The following is a 25,165-nucleotide window of genomic DNA, read 5'->3' as shown; positions in this document are numbered from 1 at the left end:
GTATTATCTTTATTAATCAAATATACTAAAAATTATCACTAATACCAACTAGAAGCAGGCTATTTGCAGTATTTAATAGAGTCATATTGAGTCAAATTGTTATGCTCAATAACTGAAATAAGTCTGTTTTTATATTCATCACCACCGAGAGCAGAGTAGTTTTCTAGAGTATTCAATAAGTCTTGTTCGGGAAGTTCATTATTATTGATTTTATCTCTAATTATTCTAAAGTCTTTAAATTTAGAGCCGGTATTAAGTCTATAATAATACCCAAGAACGCTTTCTGCGGCACTATTGAATGTTTCAAGATAAACATTCGCTGATTTAGCTTTGGCACCACAGCCCTCATAAAAACAGTGTAATCCAAAGTAATTATTATAATCTCTGGAGAACCTAGACGTTCCCCAGCCACTTTCAAGAGCTGCTTGAGCTAGCACAAAACTCGTTGGAATTCTTTCTGCTTTAATATCAAGATAACTTAATTCATCAGTAGTATTATGCGCGGGATCAATTTTATAATATCTTAAATATAGATCTAGTTTATTAAGCTGTCTGCTACTAAGAGTATTGCTTTCAACCAAATCTTTTTGTAGTTTATGTATTTGCTGTCTTTGTAAGCATATTTCATTATTAGCTTTTTCAATAGCAGAGAGCATATATGATATAAAAGCTTTTTTTCTTTCTTTGAAGTCTTTTATTTCAGAAAAATTAGGTTTTTTGACTATAAAAGGAGCTCTAGATTCTAAAAAATAGTTCATTTTTTCATGCTTGGAGCTATTTATAGATGATAGTATTGCAGCTGATATGATTATGAGTAGTAAATAAAGGCAATATTTTAGAATTAGTTTGTTATCTATATTACTCATAATCGTAATAATCTTCCTCATAGTCATCGTAGACTTCGATTGTTTGTTGTAGTTCTAGTTTCAAATTTAGCATATCTTCAGGAAGTTTGCTTTTAAATCGTACCATCTTTTGAGATATAGGGTGGATGAAAGAAAGTTTATATGCATGTAGAGCTTGTCTATGTATATTTTCTATTCCAATTTTTTCTAGCTTTGTTGATGATTTGTTATATGTTTGATCACCAACTAAAGGATGCTTGATACTTTTCATGTGAACTCTTATTTGATGAGTTCTTCCAGTCTCTAGTTGGCACTCAATTAGAGTGAAACCATCATATACCTCTACAGGCTTATAGTGAGTAATAGCTTCTTTACCTCTATAATTGACAGCCATTTTTGTGCGATTATTTGGATCTCTTCCTATGGGTTGGTTAACTGTTCCTTCTTCATAGATTTCACCCTCTACTATTGCAAGATATTTTCTAGACACTTGTCTTTCTGATAGCTGCTGAACTAGGCTATGATAAGCAATACTACTTTTAGCGGCAACCATTAAGCCTGAAGTGTCTTTATCTAGACGGTGAACGATACCTGCTCTTGGTAATTTGTCTTGATTAGAATATTTATGGAGTAAAGCATTTGATATGGTGCCAGTTATATTGCCAGCACCAGGATGTACAACCATATCGATAGGTTTATCAATTACTACAATGTCATCATCTTCAAATACGATACTTAAATCAATATCCTCAGCTATCCACTCATTTGTTGGTAAGAGCTCGACATTGATATCAATTTCTTCATCTCCTAATATGATATATTTAGGCTTTGTAGCTTTTCCATTAACCGTAATTAGGCCATCTTTAATCCATTTTTGTATTTGTGAACGGGAAAATTGATCAAACATCTCGTTTACTGCCGAGTCGATTCTCTTGCCTGCATAATCTGGATGCATCATAAATTTTTGATGAAATTCGTTAGATAGTGTATTATTTGCCATGTTATATGCTTAATATAAGTATTTTTTATTAAATAAATTGATTTTTACGTAGAATTATATAAGAAAATTCTAAGGATAGTTAAATTAAATGAAAAGGTTTTTATATTTAATAACCATTATATCTATGGTAATGATGTTAGTATCTTGTGGACCCAAAAAAGATAGTGAGCTTCCGCAAGTTTATACAGGTTTTACGGCAAGTTTCATTTATGCAAAAGCTCATGAGCAAATGCAAAATGAAAAGTACTTTGATGCTATTCGATCATACAAGTCATTAGTCGCACAGTATCCGTTTACTCCACTAGCTGAGAAAGGTATGGTTGATTTGATTTATGTTTACTATATGGATGATGAATCAACTATGGCTCTAGCATTAGGACAACAATTTATTAAGATGTATCCGTATAGTTCATATAAGGGCTATGTATACTATATGATTGGTGTTGTTGGGTTTGAAGATGGTAGGGGTATCTTACAAACTTATGCTCCTTATGATATGAACTATCATGATCCAACCGGCTATCAAGATGCTTATGTTAACTTTGAAAAAGCGATAAAGCTTGATCCTAAAGGTAGTTTTGTCCCTGATGCAAAGCGCAGAATGTTGTATATAAATAACATAATCGCGGAGCATTATTATGATATTGCTATTTTCTACTATAAAAGGGGCGCATATAACGCGGCTTTGGATAGAGCTTCTCAAATTATAAGAAACTATCCTCAGAGTACCGCAACTCAAGATGCTTTGGTATTAACAATTAAGGCTTATAATAAGCTTGGATTGTATGATCAGGCTAAAGCAAATATACGAGTGCTTAAGAAAAATTATCCTAAAAATAAATTTGTAAATAACCTACGTCCAGATGGTACAGAAAATCCCACTTGGTTTGATAGATGGTTTGGTTGGTTGTAAAAAAAATATGGAAAATTTATTTTTGAAAACGCATGATAACTTTTCTTTAAAATATTAATCCTTTAGTATATTTATTATCACAGAGTAATTTCTTGGTAAAATGTACAAAAAAATTATTACAAGCTGTATTTTAACCTCAATATTTGGTTTTGCTCATAGTCAAACATCTTCAAATCTCTCAAATGAGACTTCAAAGTCTAGTTGTCGTTGCTTACCTTCAGAGGTATGCTGGCCTGATTCTAAACAATGGGATGATCTAGCAAAATCACTTAAAGGTAAACTCATAAAGCCAACTTCTTTTTTTTCCACATGTGAAAAAGATTCAGAAAATGATAGCTGTAAATCAATTTTACAAAATATGAAAAATCCTTTTTATATGCAGTCAGATTCTAGTAGAAATGAATCTCAAGGGTGGTATGGAGCATGGCATATTCAGCCAAGTAGCTATGCTGTTGAAGCAGAGGATACTCAAGATGTTGTGAATGCTATTAACTTTGCTAGAAAACATAATCTACGTATTGTTATCAAAGGGGCTGGACACGACTATCTAGGGCGTTCTAGCTCTCCAGATGCCTTGTTAATATGGACTCACAATATGCGTAATATTAAATATGATAAGCATTTTCACCCTCAGAGTTGTCCAAAGGATAAAGAGTATTCAGCTGTTACAGTTGGAGCTGGGACAAGATGGCTTGAGGCTTATGATGTTGTTACTAACAAACATCATGAATATGTCCAAGGAGGAGGTTGTACAACTGTTGGGGCAGCTGGTGGTTTTCCTCAAGGTGGTGGTTTTGGTAGCTGGTCTAAAAAATATGGTACAGGTGCAGGAGGAATAGTACAGGCTGAGGTTGTTACTGCAGATGGTAAGACAGTGATTGCTAATGAGTGTCAAAATCAAGATTTGTTTTGGGCAATTAAAGGTGGTGGTGGTGGAACTTATGGAGTTGTTACAAATTTAACACTAAGAACACATCAGCTTCCTAGTCACTTTGGTTTAATTAGTGGTGAAATAACAGCGAGCTCAGATGAAGCATATAAGGCTTTGATAAAAGAGTTTCTTTCATTTTATTATTCCAATTTGAATAATGAAAACTGGGGTGAACAGTTTGCTTTTCGTCCAAATAATAAAATGACAATAGCCATGGTTACACAAGATTTAAGTCAAAAAGAGGCTTTAGAAATTTGGCAGCCATTTAAAAAGTGGGTACAAAATCAACCTGATCTTCATTATCAGGTTAAATATATAGATATTCCACCAACACAGATTTGGGACTATGATTATTGGCATAAAAATTATCCTGATATGGTTGTTAAAAATACTGGTCAAGATGCACGTGATGGAGAGTTTTGGTGGGCTTCTAATACAGGAGAAGTTTCTGCATATTGGTATACTTATCAGTCTTGGTACTTACCTGAGAAGTTGTTTGATCCTGAAAGTATTGATAAAACGGCAGAAACTTTTTACAAGGTTTCTCAGCTTGCACCTGTGTCTATTCAAATTAACAAAGGTTTAGCAGGAGCTTCTGAACAAGCTCTAAAGTTAACTAAGCAGACATCTATGCATCCAGGTGTTTATAATGCTGGAGCTTTGGCTATCATGAGTTATAGTACAGATAAACCTCAGCTTGGCAAACCAAAAATGACTCCACAAATACAACAAAAAGTAGATAATATTTATAAGGCTATGGGAATGATAATGGCATTAGCTCCTAATGCGGGAACCTATGCAAATGAGGCAGATTATTTCCAAAAAAACTGGCAACAAGTTTTTTGGGGTGATAATTATAATAAGCTTCTTAAAATCAAAAACAAATATGATCCGAATGGTTTATTTTACTGTCATCACTGTGTAGGTAGTGAATATTGGCAAGAAGGTGGTATGTGTCGTAAATAAACAATTGCTCTAATGTAAAAATTTAAGAATGACTTTTATTTCTTTTCTATAGTTATGTAAACCTAGTTTTAGCTGTTAGTATTAATAATTTGTCTTATTAGCAACTATTTGTTTCAGTTGGAGGTGCTGATACTAGTAGGATTTAAAATATATCTATTATGTTAGAAATTGTGTAACAGCTTATCCTTTATTTGATTTGTCTAGATAGTGTCCCTCAATCCCTCAATTACTGAGGTTTGCGATACTTAATGACTACTAAAGTAAAGCTTAGATCGTTTCTTAAAAAAGATGTTGAGTGATTTAAATTAAAAGATATTAAATTAAAAATTATTATACGAAAAGAGATTTTTTACTTATAAACTGGATATTTGTCACAAAGTTCTAAAACTTTTGCAGCTGTTTCAGTTTCAACGTTCTTATCTCCGCAGTTGTATACTACATCTGCTAGCCAATTTGCGATTTGTTCACACTCAGTTTCTTTGAATCCTCTAGTTGTAATAGCGGGGCTTCCTATTCTTAAACCACTTGTCACAAATGGAGAGCGAGGGTCATTCGGTATAGAGTTTTTATTCACAGTGATATTCGCTCTACCTAAAGCAGCCTCAGCTTCTTTGCCTGAGAATCCTGTATTTGTTATATCTAGTAATAATAGGTGATTATTCGTACCGCCTGAAATAATATTAATATTACGTTCTTTTAGAACTTTTTCGATAGCCTTTGCATTTCTCAATACCTGCTTTTGGTAGTCAATAAAGCTAGGTTCTAATGCTTCTTTAAATGCAACTGCTTTAGCTGCGATTACGTGCATCAAAGGTCCACCCTGAATACCTGGAAAAATAGCAGATTGGAATTTTTTAGCTAGGTCAGGATTATTGTTACAAAGTATTAATCCACCTCTCGGTCCTCTTAGAGTTTTATGAGTAGTTGTGGTTGCAACATCGACATAAGGGAAAGGGTTCGGATATAACCCTGCTGCTACAAGACCTGCAACGTGAGCAATATCAGCCATAAGTACAGCATCTACTGAATCTGCAATTTCTCTGAACTTTTTCCAATCAATAATTCCTGAAAAAGCTGAAAATCCAGCAATTATCATTTTTGGCTTATGTTCTTTAGCCAGTTCAGCTACTTGTTTGTAGTCAATGTCACCACTTTCATTTAGACCATATTGGATAGAATTATAAATCTTACCTGAAAAATTCACTTTACTACCATGAGTCAAATGTCCACCAGCACCAAGATCCATGCCAAGGACAGTATCGCCTGGCTTTAGTATAGCATTATATACCGCGGCATTCGCTTGTGAACCAGAATGAGGCTGAACATTTGCATAGTCAACGCCAAATAGCTTTTGAGCTCTTTCAATAGCTAGTTTCTCAGCTATATCAACAAATTCACAGCCGCCATAATATCTTTTACCATGATATCCTTCGGCATACTTATTTGTAAGTTGAGAACCCTGAGCCTCCATTACGGCAGGGCTAGCATAGTTTTCTGATGCAATAAGTTCAACATGTTCATGTTGTCTTTTAACTTCAAGCTCTATAGCATCAAATATTTCTTTATCAGTGTTTTTTAAGCTATTTTTTTCAAAGCTAAACATATTTGGTAGTCTCCTGATATCTTTTAGGTGGATAAAATAAATTAAACGTTTAAAATTATAGCTTATATTATATATATATATTAGCAAATTAAAATAATAGCCATGAGCAAAGTAATTGACTTAGATGAAATAGAACGTTTAGAGCGAGAAGAAGAAAATTCTCATTATAAAGCTGTAAAAAGTAAAACAACTATAAAAAAAGATGCTTTAGAAATAACTGACTTTGGTAAATCTCTCACTGAACTAAGTAAAGAACAGTTAAGTAAGTTACCAATAGATGAAAATCTAAAAAATAATATTCTTAATGCTAAAAATTTACAAAAGATAGCTTTAAAAAGACAAATACAGTTCATAGGTAAGCTACTAAGAAAAACAGACAATCTAGAAGAAATTTATCAAGCTTATGATGTTCTAGTGAATAAAGATAAAAGTACAAACCTTATGCTTCAACGCTTAGAGAATATTCGTAGTAATCTTTTGGATCCTAGCAAATCTAACGCTACTTTAGATAAGCTTATAGAAGAATATGCTAACATAGATGTACAGAAGTTACGTCAGTTAATTAGAAATCATCATAAAGAGATTGAGAAAAATAAGCCAAATAAGTCATTTAAGGAAATATTTAAACTACTAAAAACTTTAATTTAATTAACAGAATCGTTTTATTATTAAAAATAAGAGCTGTTATACTATAATTTGTAGTATCGCAGTAAAATTATATATTTTATGTTGGGAGAAAAGTTTTGAGATCTGAAATATACACCAAGATAGTATTTCTGCTTATGTTGGTAATGTTTGTAAGTATTTTCTTTTTTGCTAGATTTTTTATCTCGGTAGGGTTTATATTAATTATTTTTTTCTCTCTTTTTAATAAAGAGGTTTTTAAAGTCCTCAAAAACAATAAGTCACTTCAGTTTTTATTGTTATCTGCGATAATGATAAATATTGGCATAATTTATGCATCTTTTGCTAGTGGCAATTTAGATATTAAGTCAATATTGGGTTTTTCAAACCCTATATTTATATTTCTATACATATGTTCAGCTAGTTACTTTCTATCTAAAAATACTAAGTATGCTAATTATCTTTTGAATTTTTATCTAGCTATTGTAGTTATATTTTCTTTGTATGCGTTATTTAGATATGTACTACATGCAAATTTTGTAGTTAGTCAGATATACTTTGGGATACATGGAGGTAGTGTTATCCAGTCAATAGTGGCATTGACATTTCCTTTTTCTGCTGTGGTAATTATTGGTAAAGCTATTAGAATGCCAAATTTACTGTTAAAAATATTGATGTTTGCTGCTGGATTATTAGTAATTTTTATTGATCTTTTTGTAAATCGTAGTAAGGCAGGCTATGTTATTGAATTTGTAGTATTTATTTATTACTCATTCATAGCCTTAAAATACTTTAGCTTTAAACATAATAAGTTAAGTATAAAACGTTTGGTTAGTATTGTAACTACCTGCATCATAGTGATTATTATTATCTTTGGAATTGTTTATAAGTTCTCTGGCATTTTCCATTATAGATTACAAACCTCTGTTGAAGAGTCGCAAGTGTTCTTTAATCAAGACTATAACAATATAGATGCTAGGAAACAATATGAGACTTCGACAGGGCTTAGATTGTTATACTATAGCTCTTCATTTAAGGTTTTAAGACAATATCCTAAACTTTATATACTGGGGTGTCCTTATCTTACAAGTACTACTGATGTTATTCAATGTACTAAAATTTTGATAAATGAAAATAAACGATTAAGAGATGATCCTCGTGTAGTTAATGACGGTATTATGGCTCATGATGAATTTATCAATTATATTTTTAGGGCAGGTATAGTCGCTGGAGTTTCCCTTTTATTATGTTTTGTGGCATTTTTTGTTGAAGCAAGATGGTTGGACTATCGAAATCGAGTCTATTTTAGAGTTTTAATATTAGCAATGTTTATTGGTTGTTTATTTGATTATTTCTTTACTACACAGATAATGGTTATTTTATTTGCTAACTTAACGGCAATATTCTTAGCTCAAAGAAAGTGTGAAGAGAATAAAGATTCTAATATTATAACTTCTTAATAGTTTAAATCTTATTACTATATTTGCAAAAAACGTATTTTGAGTTAGTATATTTTCATAGTATTTGTTAAATTTCATACTGGAATAACTTAGCGTATAAACATTAAACCTATTTGGACTTTTATTTATGTCAACTTCGATTAAAAAAATTCCGGCTTCTATTCCCTCAAGAGCTAAATCATCAAATTCTATAGAATATCAGTATATTCCCAAAAAGATTTTTAAAACTTGGAGAACAAGTGAAGTAAGTCAAGAGATGTATAATGCAGTTTATACATGGATTGATAAAAATCCTGATTGGGAATTTCATTTCTTTGATGATGAAGCGTGTCGCGAGTTTCTTAAAGAGAACTTTGAGAAAGACGTGCTTGATGCATATGATAATATAATACCTGGGGCTTATAAATGTGATTTATGGCGATATTGTGTATTGTATATTCATGGTGGGGTATATAGTGATATTAAGCAAGAGTTATTAGTTGGTCTTGATGATGTTTTATGCTATGATATTGAGTTTGCTTCAGTTAAAGATAAATATAAATCAGACTATGAGTTTGATGGCTATATTTATCAGGCGTTTATGTGCTCAAAGCCAAAGCATCCATTCCTAAAAAAAGCTATTGATATGATAGTAGAGAATTCAAAGAATGGTTTTTATGGTAATGATCCTTTAAGCATCACAGGTCCAGGTTTGTTGGGCAAAGCAATTAATCTAACAGTTAATCAACAAGAAAAGACTCCATTACACTCAGGTGCTAATAATATAAATAACTTTAGATTTGAGCTTTTTCCATATATAAAAGATGCGATATATACACATCAAAACGCGATGTTTATAAAGCCTGAGTATAATCGTTCATATAAAAAAGACCTTCATGTAAATCTAAAGAAAAATTTTGCTGGTAATTATTCTTTATGCTGGTTTACTGGCAAATGTTTTGCTTCTGGAAAAATTGATAGAATTAAATCAAAATTCTTTAATAAGAGAAAAGGGCGCTATATTATCGATTCACTCTATCTTGAAGGTAAGCTTAATAAGGCTAGATTGACAGGTATCAAATATATCCTATTACAACCAACTCGTAGTTTATTTCTTATTAGAAAAATAATTAAGAACGAAAAGCAATTCAAGAATTAATGTCTATTTTTAATTTCGCATTGTAAATTTTTCAGCGATTGGCAATATAGTTGATCTGAGTATTCTTTGAGGTTTTCGCGCATTTGCAAATAATCGTGCTGAGATAACTCTATTGCTTTAGTCATAGCTTCTGCATAATTATCATCTTTTTTATATAATATGGCGTTATCTTGATTAAAGCCATTTATCGGAGCAAAACTTTCTCTAATAATAATTGGCTTTAGAAAACCATAGACAAGTTGAAATGTACCACTAGTCTTACAAGTAATATATTTGATATGATCAGGATTATCTTCGTATGCTGATAGGATAAAGTCAGCTTTTTCAATTTCAGTATACATTTCTTTGAAATCAAGACGTCCTTTGATATCAAAATACTTTTGCAGGTGTGTTGGTAAATCTTTGATATTTCCTTTACCAATAACGACAACTTTGAAGTTAGTAACACCCGTATTTACTAGTTCTTCTACAGCATTTACAAGAAGTTTAGTACTTTTTCTTTTTTCTGAAATTGCACCAATAGTAATAAAAGTTGTCAGAGAGTTTTTGTTATTTAGCTTGAACTGTCCAAAATAGTGGGGGTTAACAGCTATAGTAGTCGCATTTTTGTAGTCCATTGTTCTAAGTGTGATAATATTCTTACGTGTTTCAGAATTATTATCAAAGTAGCTATCAATTTCATGTTCAACAAAGAAAAGTTTATTTCTATCTATTTGTTTATTAAACGAGTTATATGCTTGGTTTAGGTCTTTACCATCATATAGTTTACCAATTGTTGTGATTAGTACCCCTTGTACATTAGCCAAACTATTTTTTTTGAAAAACTTGCGAATTTGTCTTTTAGACATTTTATTGTACGAGATATTTTCATTATCAAATCTACAGAATAACCCTTCATTGTATCTTTTAGGATTGATTAGGATAGAAACATGGTAACCCAAATCAAGTAAGTATTTCGCAAATCCAGGAACTATTTCAGCATGGCTGTGTGTGCAAGGCTCCCATAGCAAGAATGTATTGTCTTTTATGATGGGTTTTTTGTAAGAAAAAATATTACAAATTTTTTTTAAAAAGGACATCTATTACTTCAAACAAATAACTAATATATGAAAACATTATAACACTTTAAGCCAGTAATTCTTAGATTACAATTATTAGAGATTAATAAATATTAGTAATCACTATTTCTTGGATTTTGAGACTCTTGTAAATAATCAGATATTGCTTTAGTATGTCTGATATAACCTATTATTATAATTAAATAAGTGGAAACTAAAGATATAAAAGATATTGAAGTTGTTGCCTTGTCATTAGGTCGTAGATTTTCTGGGATTAATGCTAGTATGCTGGCTGTGATGCCAGAGCAAGCTAAGCTAATAAATATTGTAGGCATGGGCTATAATATTGATTCTAATGGTATTAAGACAATTAGATTTAGAGATTTTTTATTTAAGTGTTGGCGTGATAAATGGCGTATTTGGCATGCACGTAGAAATATCGATATGCTTGTGGGCATTATCTTAAAATACGTTTTTAGATATAAGATAATATTGGTTTTTACTTCTGTAGCACAAAGGCATCATAAAAAACTGACAAAATTTTATATAAACAGAATGGAAGCAGTTATATGTCCATCTGAAATATCTGCAAAATATCTTGAGAGACCGCCATATATAGTGCCGCATGGAGTTAATACGGAAGTTTTTTATCCTGCTGACAATAAGGCTCAAGAGTGGCAAAATAGAAAATTACCAGGTAAATACGGTATAGGAATATTTGGCAGAATCAGAAAGTCTAAAGGAACTTATGAGTTTATTGAAGCAGTAGTGGCTATGCTAATAAAATATCCTGATTGGACAGCTGTAGTTATTGGTGAAGCAACACCTAAAGATTTAGAGTTCAAAAAACAACTAGAGCAAATGGTTCAGCAAGCAGGTTTGTCAGAACGGATAATATTTACAGGGTTTATCAAGAATAGCAAAGATATTCCAAGCTGGTATAGAGCATTAGATATCGTAGTTTGTGCTAGTCATAAAGAAGGCTTTGGCTTGCCTGCTCTTGAAGCTATGGCATCTAAATGTGCTGTGATTGCTACTAAAGCTGGTGCTTGGCCTGAGATTATTTCTGATGCTCAGAACGCCTATTTAATAGAACCAAAATCAAGTCAACAGATTGCTGAAAAGTTAGATACCTTAATGTCTAATGATGAATTAAGATATGAAATAGCTCAAAATGGCTATGATTTGGTGTCATCAAAATATAAAATCCAAAATGAGGCTGAAGGAATTCAGCAGGTTTATAACCAACTTTTGAAAAGAAAGTGATTAGATATACTGTTTAGTTTTTATTCATAGTAACTAATTTATTTGTAATATCATTATTTGGGAATGGTAGTTTTTCTAAGATAACATCAAAACTTTTTGTATTATCTTTATCTAGAGTATTTAAGTCTACAATAACAGAATTATTAGGTTTGTTATATGTTGTTATGTATAGTTTATTATTATTTAAATCTTTGATTACTACGTATGCTGTATGATCAAACATTTTCTTATTCTGTATTTCATCGGCTACAACACCTTTCGGAATATCAACATTATGTAATATATGAGTTACTTTTGATACAAGATTATCATCATTTTTAGGACTTTTGTTATTTGTATAATAAGCAATTGCAGCTGTTCTAACAAATCTTGATGGAGGAGAATAATCTCCAGGAATTCCAAGTAATCCGCCACCTAGAAAGCCACTGATATCTTGAACTGTTCTTTCATGTTTTTCAGTATTTATAACATCACTGATTTTAAGATTTGTTGGGGTTTTATTATCTAGTGATAAGTAATTCTTTAAGTTTAGTAATTGCCAGTCATATGTTGGTGCATTTGTCATTACTTTAACGTTTGAGTTTACATTGTAGAATTTAACTTTACCATCTATGTACTCAACAACTAAGCCAGCACCATTTTTATCTGTTATTAAAAAATGAACTTCTGGAGATATTCCATCAATTTCTATATTTTTATCAGACCATACTTTATATTCTTTTAAGGCTTGCTTTACTTCATTAACATTGGCAAATTGACCTAATATAAGGGTGGTAGACTCAATTACTGATGCATATTTGGAATCACTCTTATTTACAGTCTGATATTTTGTGAATCCAGGTAAATAGTTTGCGCTTAGGCTTAGCCCTTGGCTATTTTGTCCATCAATTACAAGAGTTTGTCCATTTTCTGATAAGCCTGTGGCTAATACTGAATATTTCGATTTGTATTCCTGTTTCGGCAGGTTAGTGCTACTAGGAGCTGTTAAATAGTGAGAAGTGTTTTTAGGAATGTAGAGAAGCTGCCAGTTCCAATCAAGAGCCCACTCCATGGTTCTTCCCGATACTACATCACCTTTTTTATTTACTAGAGTTACAGCTGTACATGCTATAGATTGCGAAAATAACATAAATAATAAAGAAATATAGGTAAAATTTTTTGAGTAAAGATTTCATTGATAACTATCCTTTGTTTATATTAGCTATGCTGATATTAGCATAGTTTTAATAAACTAATACCATTCATATTTTGATGCCAATATATAATTTTTAATAGCTGAAATTAAACTTTCACTGACTAACTTGTTTATTTATAATCTATTTAGATATAAATCAAACTTGTTAGTTAATGGAAGAAACAGTCCACCATTCAAATAAACACCCTAAAGCTTTGTGGTATATCATAGCAATTTATATGTGGGAGTATTTTAGCTTTTATGGGATGAGAGCTTTGTTAATATTATATTTGGTTGATCACCTTAAGTTTGGTGATACAACCTCTTATGCAATTGCTGGGGCGTATGTGACTCTGGTATATCTTTCGCCGATTGTTGGAGGAGTTGTCGCAGATAGAGTATTAGGGTATAAGAAAGCTGTTATTTATGGAGCAGCACTTATGTCTATTGGACATATTATTTTAGGTTTTGGAGGAGATGCTAAATTATATCTAGGAATGGCTTTTATAGTTTGTGGTTATGGTTTTTTTAAGAGTAATGTTTCATGCCTACTGGGGCAGCAGTATAGTTCCCATGATCCTAAAAAAGATTCAGCATTTACATTACTATATTTAGGAGGCAATTTTGGAGGTATATTCGCTCCTATGATATGTGGCTTGATAGCCCATTATTATGGTTGGCACTATGGTTTTGGAGTCGCTGGTATTGGTATGATATTTGGGTTAATAGTATTTATGCTCGGTTCTAAATATATTCCAGATATTCTTCCTGAGAAACCCTTACCTAGATATTTTAATAGCTTTATACTTCTTTTAAGTATAGTTATTATGGTTGTGCTTGCGTATTTTGCTTTAGAGTATCTTTTTGATGGTTATCTTTTAGCCGTGGTTGCTTGTATAACAACATTATTTTTTATAATTATTTTTATTAAGACAGATTTCTCTACGCGTAAATCATTAGTTACTTTATTACCTTTTTATATATTTGGTATAGTTTTCTGGGTTTTTGATGAGCAGTTGTATACTTCTGTCGAAATATTTATACATAGAAATGTTGATACTTACTTGTTCGGGATTGATATACCGGCTAGTACATTCACTTCTATGAATTCTCTGTCAATATTATTTGGAGGTTTGATTCTTGCTTGGATTTGGAAGAGAGTAAAGTCTTTAGATGATGATTTTGGTAGGATGATAAAATTTTCATTTGGCTTTATATTTCAACTAATCTGTTTTATTTTATTCTTTATAACCGCCAAAAATGCTAGTTTGGATGGTACGACATCAGCGCTATTGGTAATTATTGCTTTGGCATTCTTAGGAATATCTGAATTATTTATAGATCCTATTGCTCTTTCTGAGATTACCTCCGTTGAAGATAAAAAATATACAGGTTTTTTAGCAGCATCATATATGCTTTTTACAGGAAGTGTTGCAGGATTCATAGGGGCAAAAGTTGCTGACTTAGCAGCATTTAAAGGAGCGGGTGAGGATATCGATTTAGTTAAGCAAGCTCATTTATTTGAAGGATTGTTTACTCATATTATGATTATCTTAGGCATGACTATTTTACTATGGTTTATAGTAGCATTTCTTATAAAAAAACTAAGATAATAACTTTAGTTACAGATAAAAAAAGGATAAACTGCGATTATTTTATCATTTAGTAATATAACTCTTGCTTTAGAGCGTTCTGATGCTGGTATTTTCAGCTCTTGGAATAGTACTTTTAACTTATTTGCTTTGTTTCTGCCTTGATATCTACATTTATCAGAAGCTTGTCTTTTTCTGACTATAATCTCCTTAGTATTAAAGTCCTTATTCAATTTCTCTTTGAGCCATTCAATTATGTCTTTATTATTTAAGATTAAATTTAATTGGTTATTACTTTTAATTATTAGTTGATTATATTCTACGGATATTTGATATTGTTTACTGATATCAAACTGCCAACCAGTGTGAATATTGCTAAGAGCTTTATGTATTTCTTCAATTTGTTTACTTTTTAGACTTTGATTTGTTGTTTCTTTAAACCAATGATGAATCAAACTTTTTTGTATATCATTATCTAAGGTAAGTAATTCAGAGATAAATAGGCTATTATCTTTAGAAATCTTCTGTAATTTTTCATTAAGTAGCTTTTGTAATATGTTATTACTTTCTGCGCAGATCTTAGCACTACGAGAAAGAGTTCTGCTAATATTTGGATTAATTTGCTCTAATATTGGCATTATCTGATTACGAATAAGATTTCGACGATATTTTATATCCTCATTACTATCATCATAGATGTGACTAATCTTGTTTTGGTTTGCATAGTCTTGAATATCTTTCTTTGTATAATCTAAAAGAGGGCGAAGTACGCTCCCATGATTTAATTCTTTATAGTACGGCATACTAGCCAAGCCAGCTAATCCTGACCCTCTTATTGCCTGGATTAAGAATGTTTCAGCTTGATCGTCTAGATGATGACCTAGTAGAAGAATCGGATTAGAATACTGACTCATGACCTCAATGAAGAAATCCATTCTTTGCTTACTTGCCCAAGCTTCAAAACTTTCTCCTTTGGGGGCTTGATCTAGAGAGTGAGCTATGAATTTTATATTTGTATTATTACATTTTGCTTGGCAATGTAATTGCCATTTTAGTGCATCAGGATGAATATTATGATTAACATAAGCTGCTATGATAGGAATATCTAAATCTTTTGCTATATCTAATAAAACACTAGAATCTACACCGCCACTATAACCGATAATTATGTGTGAAGGGGAATGTTTTAAAATTTGAGAGATAATCTGAGTTTTATCTAGAGACATTTATACAAGAAAACGAGCTTTTATTGTTGTTTTTATTTTTTTGAATTCATCAACAAGGTCTCTTGCCTCATCAGATGTTGATTTAATATCCATTACAACGTAGCCAATATCTTCTAGAGTTCTAAGATATTGACCTTCAACATTAATATTTTTTGCTGCCAGTATCTTGTTTAGCTCATTCATAGTACCAGGTATATTTTGATGTATATGTAGTATTCTATGTGTTTCAGTATGACTAGGTAATGATAATTCTGGAAAGTTTACAGCATTTAGGGTCGAACCATTATCAGAATATTTAATAAGCTTGGCACTAACTTCATTAGCAATGTTTTCTTGTGCTTCAATAGTACTACCACCAATATGTGGAGTTAAGAAAACATTATCAAAACCTCTTAGTGGACTTTCAAATATTTCACCCTTTGCAGAAGGTTCTTTAGGAAAAACATCTATAGCGGCACCTTTGAGCTTACCGCTTTCTAAAACCTCAACTAAAGCTGCGATATCGATCACATTTCCTCTGGATGCATTTATCAATACAGAATTTTCTTTCATAAAGCTCAATTCTTTGGTAGAAATCATATTTGCAGTTGTAGATAACTGAGGTACATGTAGTGAAACAACATCAGAGTTTTTAAGTAGAGTCTCTAAACTTTCTACAGCATTGGCATTACCTAAAGGAAGCTTTTCTTCAACATCATAAAAGATGACATTTAAGCCTACACTTTCAGCTAATATACCAAGCTGCATACCAATATGACCATAGCCAATAATTCCAAGAGTTTTACCTCTCACTTCATTAGCATTGTCAGCTGATTTGTGCCATTCACCACGATGAGTTTTAGCATTTTTATCAATTACATTGCGAATCAATAAGATAGCTTCAGCTAATACAAGCTCAGCGACACTACGAGTATTTGAAAATGGCGCGTTGAATACAGGTATTCCTAGATTTTGAGCTGTTTTTAGATCAACTTGGTTAGTACCAATACAGAAGCAACCGATAGCTGTTAGATGTTGGGATTTTTCAAGTACTTCTTTTGTCAATTGCGTACGAGAGCGCAAACCAACAATTTTAAAATCCTTGAGTTTATTGATAAGTTCTTCGCCCTCAAGAGCTGTGTTTAGTAGTTCAATATTTTCATATCCAGCTGCTTTGAATGTCTCAAGAGCATTTAAGTGAATACCTTCTAATAGAAGAATTGGAATTTTCTTTTTATTAAGAGATAGTTGGCTCATTTTATAATATCCTTATACAGAAATTTTTGCTTTTATAGCTGGGTGATATTTATAATTCTGAAATTCAAAGTCCTCATATTTGTAATCAAATATAGAGCTTGGCTTTCTTAAGATTTTGAGTGTTGGTAAGCCTAAAGGCTCTCTACTAAGCTGCTCATTTACTTGCTCAATATGGTTGTTATAAATATGGCAATCGCCACCAGACCAAATAAATTCACCAACATCAAGGTCGCATTGCTGAGCAACCATATGCGTTAGTAATGAGTAGCTTGCTATGTTAAATGGAACTCCTAAAAACGCATCTGCACTTCTCTGTGTGAGCATACAGGATAGCTTGTTATCAGCAACATAAAATTGGAACATTGCATGACAAGGTGGTAGGGCAGAATTACCTTTTGTAACATTCTCTTGAGGAGAAATTTTTTCTGAAGGTACAACACAAGGGTTCCATGCTGAGACTAGGATTCTGCGTGAATTTGGATTGGTTTTTAGCATTTCAATTACTTCAGTAATTTGATCTATACCTTGATCATTAAAATCACGCCATTGCTTACCATATATCGGACCCAACTCTCCATCTTCAGTTGCCCATTCATTCCATATTCTAACTTTATTATCGTTTAGATATTTTACATTTGTGCTACCACTTAAAAACCATAATAGTTCATGAACCACACTTGGGATATGAATTTTTTTTGTAGTAACTAAGGGGAAACCTTTTTGTAAGTCAAAGCGCATCTGATAGCCAAAAACACTTTTAGTCCCAGTACCAGTTCTATCACCTTTTATAGTACCATTTTCTTTAATATACTTGAGAAAATTTAGATACTCTCGCATTTACTCTTCCTTGTTTTAATAAATACCATAATAAGAATTGCAGCTCCTAATACTATCATTGGAATAGATAATATTTGTCCCATAGTCATCCAGTTAAAGAATATATAGCCATATTGAGGATCTGGTTGCCTAAAGAATTCACAAATAAACCTAGCGCTACCATATAAGAACATAAATAACCCTAATATTAAGTAGCGTGGTCTTTTTTTGATACTAACTATCCATAATACTGTAAATAGTACAACACCTTCTAAGAAGAATTCAAAGAGCTGGGAAGGGTATCTAGGTAAAGGACCTCCAGTGGGAAATACCATACCTATTGGTGAGTCCGTAACTTTGCCCCACAGTTCACCATTGATAAAGTTACCAATTCTGCCAGCACCTAAACCTATAGGCACAACTGGAGCTACAAATTCACCAAGGTCAAAGAAGTTTACTCCAAGTTTGCGTGCATATAGTGCAAATGCTATTAATACACCTATAAATCCCCCATGGAATGACATGCCACCATCCCATAAGAAAAACATTTGAGCTGGATTATGGAAGTAATAAGGAAGGTTGTAAAAGATTATATATCCAATCCTACCTCCCAATATAACACCTAAGGCAATATAAAATGTTAAATCTCCTGCTTGCTCTGGTTTGATAGGTGCCCAAGTTTTAACTTTTGCGCGATACCTCATCAAATACCATCCAGCAAAAATACCGAACAAATACATTAAACCATACCAATGAACTTTAATTGGACCTAAGTGTAAAGCAACTGGGTCAATTTGAGGGTAGTGTAACATTAGATTTAATAGCCTTTTAGTTTAGATTATTGTCTGAGACTCAAAATCAATAGCTGGAGAGTAATTTATATATTCTGGCTTAATTTGATCCTGTTTATTAGCTTTTTCTACCACTTTCTCTTTTTTATTATTTTTAGCAGCTTTAGGCTTTTCTTTTTTAAGATCATTTTGTTCAGAAGTTTCATTACTTTTATCTATTTTTTTTATTCTTTTTGGCTGCTCCTCTTTGACGACAACTTTATCTACTACTTCAACTGTTTCTTTTACTTGCTCTTCTTGAACATTGTCAGTCTCTATAATTTTTTTATTATCAGCTTCTACATTACTAGCTTGTTGTGCAGCTTTCAAAGTACTTATTTCTTTATCTACAGAAACAGTATCAAATTTTAGATATTTATTTGTTTTAGCTCTTTCCTGAGTAGCAACCTTAGTAGCTCCATCATCTTTTAGACTATCATAATTTTCTAAAACATCTTTAACCATAACAGAGACGAACTCTTCAGGGTTTTTAGATATTACTTTTTTGATGTTATCAGTTTTTTCAGCTGTTTGATTTTGATATTTGAGCTGAGTAATATCGACAACTTCTTCTGCATTATTAAGATTTAAGTTATTGCTTCTGTTATTGCTACGGTTATTTGACTTTTTATCAAATTTATCACTTGATCTATTTTTGTTACGATCATTCTTATTGCGATCATTCTTATTGCGATCATTCTTATTGCGATCATTCTTGTTGTCATTATTTTTACGGTCATTGTGTTGGCCGTTATCTCTTTCTTGTCTATTATCTTGAGACTTCTGATGTTGAGGCTTTTGACCTTTGTTATTATTTTTATTATCACTACGATCGTTTTTGTTATCGTTTTTACGGTCATTACGTTGGCTGTTATCTTTTTCTTGTCTATTACCTTGAGATTTCGGGTGTTGAGGCCTTTGACCTTTATTTTTGTGTTTTTTATCTTGAGGCTTAGTCTTCTCAATAGTCGTATCTTCAGCATTACCACCAAGTTTACCTAGCAATTTACTCAAAAAACTTTTTTTCTTTGGTTCTTCTTTGATAGCCTCTTTTTTAGTGTTCTGAGTATTTTTATTAGCTATATTATCTTGGGCTTTTTTATCTTCCTTGGGAGCTTGATTTTCACTGTTTGATGTTGTCTTACTTAGCTCTACAGCGGCTACTTTCTTTTTACCTGCTTTAGGAATTTCAACATTGTATACATCTTCTATCAAATCAGAGCTTGTACGATTAGACTTGTAGCTTGCTCCCCAGATTCTTTGCATTTGAAATTTTGGAGATTCGATGTTGAAGTTAGGAATTAGCATTATTTTAACTTCAGAGATTCTTTCAATCTCAACAATACTATCTCTTTTCTCATTTAGGATATATGCAGCTATATCCACAGGTACTTGGACACGTATTTCATTAGTATCTTCTTTGATAGCTTCCGCTCTGATTTTACGTAAAATAGTAAGTGCTGTAGCTTGAGTAGTTTTAATAAAGCCATGGCCGTCACAACGAGGACACTTTTGCATTACACTCTCGTTGATTGATGAACTCAAACGTTGTCTAGAGATCTCAACAAGTCCAAGTTTAGATATACGAGACATTTGGATACGTGCTTTATCTTGCTGTAGAGCTTCCATTAACTTTTCTTCAACTTGCTTTCTATTTGGATAGAATGACATGTCGATAAAGTCAACTATAACAAGTCCTCCGAGGTCTCTAATTCTAAGTTGACGAGCAACTTCTTCAGCAGCTTCTAAGTTTGTTTTGAAAGCAGTAGTTTCTACATCCTCTGCTTTGTTAGCTCGAGATGAGTTAACATCAATTGCAACTAAAGCTTCTGTAGTATCAATAACAATAGATCCACCAGAAGGTAATCTAATCTCTCTCTTGTATGCATTTTCTATCTGTTGATCGATACCAAATTGAGCAAATATCGGTAGCTCTTCGTTGTACAGTTTAACCTTGTTTGTGTCAAAGCTTTGTCTAAGTAGACCAAGCTGCCTTTTAACATCTGCAAAACATTCCTTAGAGTCTACAATAATTTCTTTAACATCTTCTTTTAGATGATCTCTAACTGTTCTTACAATTATGTCGCTCTCTTTGTGAAGTAGGGCAGGCTTTTTGATTTTGTGATAAGCCTTGAATATTGAGCTCCATAATTCAACTAGATTGTCGAAGTCATGCTTTAATTCTTCAAATGAGCATTCTACGCAAGCAGTTCTTGCGATTACGCTCATACTTTTAGGGATATTTAAGTCCTTTAGATATTTTTTTAATTTCTCTCTATCTTCACCTTCAACACGACGAGAAATTCCGCCACCATCTGGGTTGTTTGGCAGTAAAACCATGTATGAACCAGCTAGTGTGATAAATGTAGTTAGTGCAGCACCTTTATCACCACGCTCTTCTTTGTCAATCTGTACGATTAATTCTTGTCCTTCAGAGAGAAGAGGTGCTATATTTTCACCATTTGGCACATCTTTTAGATAATACTCAGAAACTTCTTTAAATGGTAAAAAACCATTTTTATCTTCACCATAGTTAACAAATATAGCATTTAAGCTAGGTTCAATTCTAGATATGTAACCTTTGTAAATGTTAGCTTTCTTTTGTTCTCTATCTACGTTTTCGATATCTAGATCAATAAGTTTTCCGTTATCTAGAGTAGCAATTCTTGTTTCTTCACTACTTTTACTATTTATTAGTATTTTCTTCATTTTTTTATTAATTCCTTCAGTAATATAATGTTCATAACTAACTGTTTAACGAGTTAGTTCGTTTTGTTTAGACCTATTTCGGCCATTTTAATAAATCGTGCTAACAGGCTATTTCTTTAAATATGAAACCGACCAAATTTACCATCTTTAGTCAAGCGCCAATTTAGCTTGCGATTTTGTTAAAGTACTATGTACGCAATTATTTGATATAATAGCAATATTAGATATTAATTAAAAGAATTATTGGGTTTAATGAGTCTTATTTACTTAGATTATGCAGCGACAACGCCTCTCAGTGCAAACGTTAAAAATTTAATGCTAAGCTCAATTAATAATGATGTTGACTTTTTTAACTCGGGGTCGTCCACATATGAACAAGCTGAGTTTGTTAGTAATAAAATTGAAGAGGCTCGATCATCAATTGCAACAACTTTGTCCGTCTTGCCTAGAGAGATTGTTTTCACATCAGGGGCTACTGAGTCGAATAACCTTGCAATAAAAGGAGTTGCTTATGCATACCAAAATAAAGGTAATCATATAATTACTTCAAAAGTTGAGCACAAGGCTGTACTTGATGTATGTAAGTCTTTAGAAACTCAAGGCTTCAGGGTCACATATTTGGATGTTGATGAATTTGGACAGATTAATTTAGAGCAACTTAAAAATGCTATTAAACCAGAGACTATACTTGTAAGCTTAATGGCCGTGAATAATGAGCTAGGAACTCTAAATGATCTTTATGGAATTGGTCAGGTAACTAAGCAAAACGGTGTGATATTCCATGTTGATGCTGCTCAGGGGTATGGTAAGGTTGATATTAATATAAATGATATGAATATTGATTTACTATCAGTATCTGGTCATAAACTTTATGCCCCAAAAGGTGTGGGATTTTTATATGTAAGGTCTAAAAAACCAAGAGTTAAACTAGAAAAACAGATTCATGGTGGTGCGCAAGAGTTTAATCTAAGGGCTGGAACACTGGCGAACTATCAAATATTTGCTTTAGCTGAAGCTGCTAAAGAGATATTTGCTAATAGACAGAATAATCTTCAGTACATAAAGGATTTACGAGATATTTTTTTGGGCATTATTAAAGAAACTGATGATATAAAGATAAATACAAAACTTGATAATAGCTATTCAGGTATATTAAGCATTACTTTTATTGGAGTAAAAGGAGAAACTTTATTAGCAATGCTTGATGGTATTTGTATGTCTATGGGGTCTGCATGCAATTCTCAGGCTGTTGAGCCATCCCATGTTTTAGCTGCTATCGGCCTGAGTGCAGATCAAGCGGAATCTACAATAAGAATCTCATTCGGTTTGCAAACATCAAAAGAGCAGGTTATCTTTGCAGCTAATAAAGTGGTTGAAAAAGTACAACTTTTAAGAGCTATATCTCCAGAAGGAGAAGAGAATGTATAATGATATAGTAAAAAAATTTCTATTAGATGTTAACTTTGATGATGCTATTATTCTACCTGAGCAAATTAGGTATGAAGTAAAGGATAGTTTTTCGACAATACAGATGTATATTTGTGATAAAAAGATATCATTTAGGGTTTATGGAGATGCTTATATAGTCGCAATGACAAAATGGCTACAGCAAAAGCTAAAGAGTAAATATGATATTAAACAAATAACGATCCAACAGCTTGTAGATAAATTTAACTTGCCTGATTTTAAATATAGAAACGCTTCTCAACTAATCGAGCTTATCGAGAAAATCAATGCAACAATTATATGAATTTTATATATTACATCAACGTAAGTATAAAGAGAATTCTCTACTAGTGAGTATATTTACTCGAGAATTTGGCAAAATTTCTGGATTAATAAGAGTTAATAAAAAAACAATAAATTTATATCAACCCTTGGTCAAGTTAAGAGGACAGATTAGTGTCGCTAAAAAGTCAGATGGTTTATGTAAAATTTATAATGTTGAGTTTGTTGAATCATTTTATCAAAATTCATATATTAATTTATTGTCACTGCAGTACATGAATGAGTTGATACATTTGTTATTAAACTATTCTCATGAAGAGGAGTTTTTATTTGAAAAATATGCTTTTATTCTAAAAAATATAAATGAAATTAATTATAAATATTTGCTGAGAATGTTTGAGCTTGAGTTACTAGATAGTCTTGGACAGGGAGTTTATGTTGATTGTGATGTCGATGGTGTGCCTATTGATGAAAGTCTTAATTATTCGATATATGCCACTGGATTTAAAAGAACTCTATCGGCTATACCAAATAGCATTGTGGGTAAAAGCCTCTTGAAAATCAGTCAATCAGTCAGTTCATGGACAGCTGAGGATTTAAAAGCCATTTCTAAAGTTACTCGTGCCCATATTGATTATGCTTTAGCTGGTAAGCAATTAAAAAGCCGCAAACTTTTGATAGATTATTTGAATTTGGGCAAAAAATAGTCTTTGTAATTATGTTTTGTTAGATAGCTTGTTCTTAAAAGCTTTGATGAAGGATACTGTAGGTGGTATTAAAGATACAACAATAATTAAAATGACAAATAAACCGAAATATTTTTTGACAAAAGCATTGTTGCTAAAGAAAAATGCTAGGTAAATAATAGAATAAACCCATATAAAAGCACCTATAATTCCCATTAATACAAATTTAGGATATTTCATGCGTGCCATACCAGCTGTAAAAGGCATGAATGTTCTTACAAGTGGCGTGAATCTTGCTAATATAATTGCTGCAGCGCCGTACTTATTAAAGAACTCTTGTGCTTTAAGTAAGTGAGCTGTTTTGAGGATTTTTGCATCATCTTTAAATATCCGTTTACCAACCATTCTTCCAAGGAAATAATTGCAGGAGTCACCAAAAACGGCAGCAGTTACAAGTATCGGAGCTAATATGTGCACATTTAAACTAGTCGCAGCACCTGTAAGTCCTAGTGCAAAGAGTAATGAGTCACCTGGTAAAAAAGGGGTTACAACAAGTCCTGTTTCGCAAAAGATGACTAAGAAAAGTAACAAGTAAGTCCAGTCACCAAGTATATTAATATATGTGCTAATAAATTGATCTAGATGCAGGATAATATGAAACAACGCTGAAATGGTATCCATAAATTATTCATTTTGAATGTTTTGTCGTTAGATTATAAAAAAATAATACTTAAAGGTTAAGCTCTTTTTGCTTTTATTTTATTTATAATGCCTTTGAGAATCATTTGAATCATAACTGCTGTTATGACTATAACAATAATCAAGCTTAGATATTGTTTAACAAAATGGTTATCACTAAAAAAGTATACTGTATAGGTAATTGAGAAAGACCATATAACTGCCGATATGATACCTAATGTGACAAATTTTGCATAGTTCATATTGCTGACTCCAGCAACAAAAGGAGTAATTGTTCTAACAAAAGCTATGAAGCGTGAAAAAATTATTGCTTTTGTACCATATTTGTCCAAAAACTCTTTGGTTTTGATCAAGTATGCCTTTTTGAGAATTCTAGCATGTGTGCTAAATAGTTTCTCTCCTATAAATTTACCCGTAATATAGTTGCACGAGTCTCCTAAAATAGCTCCTAAGCAGATTGACAGAACTGCTAAATGAATGTTGATGCTTGTTGCAGCGGCAGTTAAGCCTATTGTGAATAAAAGCGAGTCACCAGGAAAAAAAATACCTAGAACTATGCCAGTTTCACAAAAAACTATAAAAAACAGTAGTATATAAAACCACACGCCTAGCATATCTATAAAATAATTTATGTATTCATTAAAGTGTATAATAAAATCAAACAT

General features: G+C 32.1%; 21 protein-coding genes and 1 pseudogene. 10 read left to right on the top strand and 12 right to left on the bottom strand.

What is annotated here, in order from left to right:
* Window positions 1-59: 59 nt before the first annotated feature.
* Window positions 60-887, bottom strand: a complete 828-nt coding sequence (locus tag F3D59_RS08045) for a glucosaminidase domain-containing protein (protein WP_411961540.1) — start codon at window positions 885-887, stop codon at window positions 60-62.
* A complete protein-coding gene (gene rluD, locus F3D59_RS08040) occupies window positions 859-1,845 on the bottom strand; it encodes a 23S rRNA pseudouridine(1911/1915/1917) synthase RluD (RefSeq protein ID WP_146421931.1) in 987 nt (328 codons plus the stop codon). The genes F3D59_RS08045 and rluD overlap by 29 nt, the downstream gene beginning before the upstream one ends.
* Window positions 1,846-1,933: 88 nt before the next feature.
* On the opposite strand from rluD, the gene F3D59_RS08035 reads away from it, so the two are divergent.
* Both F3D59_RS08035 and F3D59_RS08030 read left to right on the top strand, forming a co-directional pair.
* Window positions 1,934-2,758 (top strand): outer membrane protein assembly factor BamD, encoded by an 825-nt coding sequence (locus tag F3D59_RS08035; RefSeq protein WP_013922825.1) that lies wholly within the window; start codon window positions 1,934-1,936, stop codon window positions 2,756-2,758.
* A gap of 100 nt (window positions 2,759-2,858) precedes the next feature.
* Complete coding sequence (locus F3D59_RS08030; protein ID WP_150464458.1) at window positions 2,859-4,655, top strand: FAD-dependent oxidoreductase; 1,797 nt, start codon at window positions 2,859-2,861, stop codon at window positions 4,653-4,655.
* A 349-nt stretch (window positions 4,656-5,004) separates the two neighbouring features.
* Here the strand turns inward: F3D59_RS08030 and glyA are convergent, their stop codons facing one another.
* Window positions 5,005-6,258: a serine hydroxymethyltransferase gene (gene glyA / locus F3D59_RS08025; RefSeq protein WP_150464457.1), complete on the bottom strand. Its 1,254-nt coding sequence runs from the start codon at window positions 6,256-6,258 to the stop codon at window positions 5,005-5,007.
* 102 nt (window positions 6,259-6,360) lie between these two features.
* On the opposite strand from glyA, the gene yjgA reads away from it, so the two are divergent.
* The 3 genes from yjgA (at window position 6,361) to F3D59_RS08010 (ending at window position 9,480) form a co-directional block, all read left to right on the top strand.
* Window positions 6,361-6,906, top strand: coding sequence for a ribosome biogenesis factor YjgA (gene yjgA / locus F3D59_RS08020; protein WP_150464456.1), 546 nt, complete (start codon window positions 6,361-6,363; stop codon window positions 6,904-6,906).
* A gap of 95 nt (window positions 6,907-7,001) precedes the next feature.
* Window positions 7,002-8,342: a hypothetical protein gene (locus tag F3D59_RS08015; RefSeq protein ID WP_191092456.1), complete on the top strand. Its 1,341-nt coding sequence runs from the start codon at window positions 7,002-7,004 to the stop codon at window positions 8,340-8,342.
* Between the two features lie 127 nt (window positions 8,343-8,469).
* Window positions 8,470-9,480: a glycosyltransferase family 32 protein gene (locus F3D59_RS08010; RefSeq protein ID WP_150464455.1), complete on the top strand. Its 1,011-nt coding sequence runs from the start codon at window positions 8,470-8,472 to the stop codon at window positions 9,478-9,480.
* Here F3D59_RS08010 and F3D59_RS08005 read toward each other — a convergent pair.
* Entirely contained in the window at window positions 9,477-10,559 is a 1,083-nt protein-coding gene (locus F3D59_RS08005) for a hypothetical protein (protein WP_150464454.1), read from the bottom strand. The two genes, F3D59_RS08010 and F3D59_RS08005, sit on opposite strands and share 4 nt — an antisense overlap.
* A gap of 186 nt (window positions 10,560-10,745) precedes the next feature.
* Here F3D59_RS08005 and F3D59_RS08000 point away from each other — a divergent pair, with 186 nt between their 5' ends.
* A complete protein-coding gene (locus tag F3D59_RS08000; RefSeq protein WP_150464453.1) occupies window positions 10,746-11,804 on the top strand; it encodes a glycosyltransferase family 4 protein in 1,059 nt (352 codons plus the stop codon).
* Window positions 11,805-11,817: 13 nt separating this feature from the next.
* Here F3D59_RS08000 and F3D59_RS07995 read toward each other — a convergent pair whose 3' ends face one another.
* Complete coding sequence (locus tag F3D59_RS07995) at window positions 11,818-12,933, bottom strand: linear amide C-N hydrolase (protein ID WP_150464452.1); 1,116 nt, start codon at window positions 12,931-12,933, stop codon at window positions 11,818-11,820.
* Between the two features lie 218 nt (window positions 12,934-13,151).
* On the opposite strand from F3D59_RS07995, the gene F3D59_RS07990 reads away from it, so the two are divergent.
* A complete protein-coding gene (locus F3D59_RS07990; protein WP_150464451.1) occupies window positions 13,152-14,591 on the top strand; it encodes a peptide MFS transporter in 1,440 nt (479 codons plus the stop codon).
* A 5-nt stretch (window positions 14,592-14,596) separates the two neighbouring features.
* Here F3D59_RS07990 and tilS read toward each other — a convergent pair whose 3' ends face one another.
* The 5 genes and pseudogenes from tilS to F3D59_RS07965 form a co-directional block, all read right to left on the bottom strand.
* Entirely contained in the window at window positions 14,597-15,796 is a 1,200-nt protein-coding gene (gene tilS / locus F3D59_RS07985) for a tRNA lysidine(34) synthetase TilS (RefSeq protein ID WP_150464450.1), read from the bottom strand.
* Window positions 15,797-17,032, bottom strand: coding sequence for a phosphoglycerate dehydrogenase (gene serA, locus F3D59_RS07980; RefSeq protein ID WP_146421940.1), 1,236 nt, complete (start codon window positions 17,030-17,032; stop codon window positions 15,797-15,799).
* Between the two features lie 12 nt (window positions 17,033-17,044).
* The gene (locus tag F3D59_RS07975) at window positions 17,045-17,869 is read right to left on the bottom strand and encodes a thymidylate synthase (RefSeq protein ID WP_146421941.1); all 825 of its coding nucleotides are present in this window, start codon (window positions 17,867-17,869) and stop codon (window positions 17,045-17,047) included.
* On the bottom strand, window positions 17,854-18,660 hold the full coding sequence (lgt, locus tag F3D59_RS07970; RefSeq protein WP_146421942.1) for a prolipoprotein diacylglyceryl transferase: 807 nt from the start codon (window positions 18,658-18,660) through the stop codon (window positions 17,854-17,856). The genes F3D59_RS07975 and lgt overlap by 16 nt, the downstream gene beginning before the upstream one ends.
* Before the next feature lie 345 nt (window positions 18,661-19,005).
* Window positions 19,006-21,387, bottom strand: a pseudogene (locus F3D59_RS07965) (Rne/Rng family ribonuclease); the annotation flags it as partial.
* A gap of 252 nt (window positions 21,388-21,639) precedes the next feature.
* Here F3D59_RS07965 and F3D59_RS07960 point away from each other — a divergent pair.
* From F3D59_RS07960 to recO, 3 genes are read left to right on the top strand one after another with little or no spacing between them, the layout of a single operon-like run.
* Window positions 21,640-22,815, top strand: a complete 1,176-nt coding sequence (locus F3D59_RS07960) for a cysteine desulfurase family protein (RefSeq protein WP_150464448.1) — start codon at window positions 21,640-21,642, stop codon at window positions 22,813-22,815.
* The gene (locus F3D59_RS07955) at window positions 22,808-23,137 is read left to right on the top strand and encodes a hypothetical protein (RefSeq protein ID WP_149368506.1); all 330 of its coding nucleotides are present in this window, start codon (window positions 22,808-22,810) and stop codon (window positions 23,135-23,137) included. Before F3D59_RS07960 ends, F3D59_RS07955 begins: the two co-directional genes overlap by 8 nt.
* Window positions 23,121-23,822, top strand: a complete 702-nt coding sequence (recO, locus tag F3D59_RS07950; protein ID WP_150464447.1) for a DNA repair protein RecO — start codon at window positions 23,121-23,123, stop codon at window positions 23,820-23,822. Before F3D59_RS07955 ends, recO begins: the two co-directional genes overlap by 17 nt.
* A 9-nt stretch (window positions 23,823-23,831) precedes the next feature.
* Here recO and F3D59_RS07945 read toward each other — a convergent pair whose 3' ends face one another.
* Together F3D59_RS07945 and F3D59_RS07940 are read right to left on the bottom strand one after the other, a co-directional pair.
* Entirely contained in the window at window positions 23,832-24,482 is a 651-nt protein-coding gene (locus tag F3D59_RS07945; RefSeq protein ID WP_041263707.1) for a VTT domain-containing protein, read from the bottom strand.
* Window positions 24,483-24,538: 56 nt separating this feature from the next.
* On the bottom strand, window positions 24,539-25,165 hold the full coding sequence (locus tag F3D59_RS07940; protein ID WP_150464446.1) for a VTT domain-containing protein: 627 nt from the start codon (window positions 25,163-25,165) through the stop codon (window positions 24,539-24,541).

Origin of the sequence: Francisella sp. XLW-1 (assembly GCF_008711455.1) — a bacterium.
Classification (GTDB): Bacteria; Pseudomonadota; Gammaproteobacteria; order Francisellales; family Francisellaceae; genus Francisella; species Francisella salimarina.
The sequence above is the reverse complement of the archived record's forward strand: the minus strand, read 5'-3'. Positions and strand labels throughout refer to the sequence as shown.

Excerpts from the sequence above, each read along its gene's own strand:
- lgt (WP_146421942.1), bottom strand. The coding sequence starts at position 18,660 with ATGTTACACTACCCTCAAATTGACCCAGTTGCTTTACACTTAGGTCCA.
- F3D59_RS08030 (WP_150464458.1), top strand. The coding sequence starts at position 2,859 with ATGTACAAAAAAATTATTACAAGCTGTATTTTAACCTCAATATTTGGT.
- yjgA (WP_150464456.1), top strand. The coding sequence starts at position 6,361 with ATGAGCAAAGTAATTGACTTAGATGAAATAGAACGTTTAGAGCGAGAA.
- F3D59_RS08005 (WP_150464454.1), bottom strand. The coding sequence starts at position 10,559 with ATGTCCTTTTTAAAAAAAATTTGTAATATTTTTTCTTACAAAAAACCC.
- F3D59_RS08035 (WP_013922825.1), top strand. The coding sequence starts at position 1,934 with ATGAAAAGGTTTTTATATTTAATAACCATTATATCTATGGTAATGATG.
- F3D59_RS08010 (WP_150464455.1), top strand. The coding sequence starts at position 8,470 with ATGTCAACTTCGATTAAAAAAATTCCGGCTTCTATTCCCTCAAGAGCT.
- F3D59_RS07945 (WP_041263707.1), bottom strand. The coding sequence starts at position 24,482 with ATGGATACCATTTCAGCGTTGTTTCATATTATCCTGCATCTAGATCAA.
- F3D59_RS07990 (WP_150464451.1), top strand. The coding sequence starts at position 13,152 with ATGGAAGAAACAGTCCACCATTCAAATAAACACCCTAAAGCTTTGTGG.
- F3D59_RS07995 (WP_150464452.1), bottom strand. The coding sequence starts at position 12,933 with ATGTTATTTTCGCAATCTATAGCATGTACAGCTGTAACTCTAGTAAAT.
- F3D59_RS07955 (WP_149368506.1), top strand. The coding sequence starts at position 22,808 with ATGTATAATGATATAGTAAAAAAATTTCTATTAGATGTTAACTTTGAT.
- recO (WP_150464447.1), top strand. The coding sequence starts at position 23,121 with ATGCAACAATTATATGAATTTTATATATTACATCAACGTAAGTATAAA.
- F3D59_RS07975 (WP_146421941.1), bottom strand. The coding sequence starts at position 17,869 with ATGCGAGAGTATCTAAATTTTCTCAAGTATATTAAAGAAAATGGTACT.
- glyA (WP_150464457.1), bottom strand. The coding sequence starts at position 6,258 with ATGTTTAGCTTTGAAAAAAATAGCTTAAAAAACACTGATAAAGAAATA.
- F3D59_RS07960 (WP_150464448.1), top strand. The coding sequence starts at position 21,640 with ATGAGTCTTATTTACTTAGATTATGCAGCGACAACGCCTCTCAGTGCA.
- F3D59_RS08045 (WP_411961540.1), bottom strand. The coding sequence starts at position 887 with ATGAGGAAGATTATTACGATTATGAGTAATATAGATAACAAACTAATT.
- serA (WP_146421940.1), bottom strand. The coding sequence starts at position 17,032 with ATGAGCCAACTATCTCTTAATAAAAAGAAAATTCCAATTCTTCTATTA.
- F3D59_RS07940 (WP_150464446.1), bottom strand. The coding sequence starts at position 25,165 with ATGTTTGATTTTATTATACACTTTAATGAATACATAAATTATTTTATA.
- tilS (WP_150464450.1), bottom strand. The coding sequence starts at position 15,796 with ATGTCTCTAGATAAAACTCAGATTATCTCTCAAATTTTAAAACATTCC.
- rluD (WP_146421931.1), bottom strand. The coding sequence starts at position 1,845 with ATGGCAAATAATACACTATCTAACGAATTTCATCAAAAATTTATGATG.